2 protein-coding genes are annotated in these 2,225 nt (G+C 36.9%); both read left to right on the top strand.

Annotated features, from left to right (window positions below; translation table 11 throughout):
- Positions 1–63: 63 nt before the first annotated feature.
- A complete protein-coding gene (gene repM, locus ACVOMB_RS20960; RefSeq protein WP_481532920.1) occupies positions 64–1,026 on the top strand; it encodes a replication initiation protein RepM in 963 nt (320 codons plus the stop codon).
- Between the two features lie 10 nt (positions 1,027–1,036).
- On the top strand, positions 1,037–1,252 hold the full coding sequence (locus tag ACVOMB_RS20955; protein ID WP_198054851.1) for a hypothetical protein: 216 nt from the start codon (positions 1,037–1,039) through the stop codon (positions 1,250–1,252).
- Positions 1,253–2,225: the final 973 nt, after the last annotated feature.

The raw sequence follows: 2,225 nt of genomic DNA, 5'->3' as shown, positions 1-2,225 counted from the left end.
GATGTTATGATAAATTCGTTTTAACGAAAAAATTTTAATTCACGTCTTATGAGTAAATTAGTAGTGAAAGACAATGCCCTAATGAACGCTAGTTACAACTTGGATCTCGTTGAACAGCGCTTAATCTTGTTGGCGATTGTTGAAGCAAGAGAGTCAGGAAAGGGAATTAATGCCAATGACCCTTTAACCGTCCATGCAGAGAGTTATATCAATCAATTTGGCGTAGCTAGACAAACAGCCTACCAAGCCCTCAAAGATGCTTGTGATGATCTATTTGCACGTCAATTCAGTTACCAGGAAATCAATGAACGAGGAAATACCGAAAACGTCCGTTCACGTTGGGTTAGTGAAGTTCGCTATGTGGATGCAGAAGCTACAGTGAAGTTAATCTTCGCTCCTATCGTCATCCCTTTAATTACAAGGCTTGAGGAACGTTTTACTCAGTATGAAATGAAACAGATAAGCGAGCTTTCAACAGGTTATGCAATTCGTTTGTATGAGTTACTGATCTGCTGGAGAACCACAGGGAAAACACCAATCATAGAATTGGCTGACTTTCGGCAAAAAATGGGTGTTCTCGATGCTGAATATCAACGCATGTATGATTTAAAAAAATACGTTTTAGAGCCGTCTCTCAAACAAATCAACGAGCATACAGACATCACAGCGAGCTACGAACAGCACAAAAAAGGGCGGACAATCACAGGATTTTCATTCAAGTTTAAACAGAAGAAAAAAACAGGGACAGAAACGCCAAAAAACAGCGATTTTAGCGATTCTAAGCAAAAACCCGTAGAAATCCCTGATGAAGTCGTAAAACAGCCTAAAAACGCAAATATGGACGTTTTAGAACACCGTAAAAGCAAAATTACAGGGTTAATCATGTCGAATGGCTTAGCAGATCGGTTTAAACGTGGTGATGAGTCAGTCATGGATATGATGAAACGCATCAAAGAAGAAATTACAACTGATGCAACAGCCGACCAATGGCAATCAAAATTAGAAGAATTTGGCGTTGTTTTTTAGGAGTTGAGCAATGAATCAAGCTGAAAAAGAATTAAGACAACAGCAATTTGATTGTTTCAAAGCCAATTATGAATATTACGATTTAACGCCATCAAAAGAAAAAATACAGGCGTTTGAACGTTATGTTTCAGGTGAAATTGATGCTGAACAGTTGCAAAGAATTTTCCATAATTTAAGCGGTTCAACTGAAAATTTTATAATGTTACCTATGGATTGGTTTTGCTGATTAAGCCGTTTAGTCATGACTAATAATTTTATATTGAGTTTGAGCTAAGGGAGCTAAGGGAGCTAAGGCAGGATAGGAAAACGCATGGCGTTTTGTGATTTTGTATGACAAAGTTTTTTAGTCATGACTAAAAGATCAGAAGTAAAAATAAAAATAAGCCTATGGCAGGATAGGAAATCGTTTAACGAATTTTTATTTTGTATGACAAATCCCAAAGGGCGCACTTTCCCAAACTATCGTTTGAGTGCGTTTTTCTATCGAAAAAGTAAAAAGACAAAGAAAATTTTCTTTGTCTTTTTTTTGGTTTTTCAAAGAAAGTTATTAGCGAGTGTCTACGAGCGACACAATGAAAGTTCGATTATTCCCCCCTCTGAAAAACTGCTTTTTTAGCATCTGATTTCATGAAAACTTTAACTATCGTGTGCTTTTGCTTTTGAAAAGACACGAGCGAAGCGAGTGCCATTTTTGCCTTTGCTTTTGCTTTTTGGGGTTTGGGGCTTGCCCCAACAAGGCACAGAGTAGGAATTTTGAACGGTAGTGAAAAAGTACCCTCTGTGTATCCTTGCTCAATGCTTTTAAAATCTTTGGTTTTTCTCCGTCATTTGCAAAAATTGCCCCTGACGTAACGAAGTGAAGTCAAAAAAGTTTGAGCTTTAGCGAAAACCGAGGGCAATTTTCATGAAAAATTGGGCTTTTAATGTTTTTAAATGCTTTTAAATGCTTTTAGCCATACTGAAATGCAAGTATAGCAAGGCATACAGAGGACATAAGACGAGATTTACCTACCAATAAGACGAGATTTACCTACCAATAAGACGAGATTTACCTACCAATAAGACGAGATTTACCTACCATAAGACGAGATGTTATGATAAATTCGTTTTAACGAAAAAATTTTAATTCACGTCTTATGAGTAAATTAGTAGTGAAAGACAATGCCCTAATGAACGCTAGTTACAACTTGGATCTCGTT

The sequence above is a fragment of the Stenotrophomonas sp. STEN018 genome, assembly GCF_056760235.1.
The sequence above is the reverse complement of the archived record's forward strand: the minus strand, read 5'-3'. Positions and strand labels throughout refer to the sequence as shown.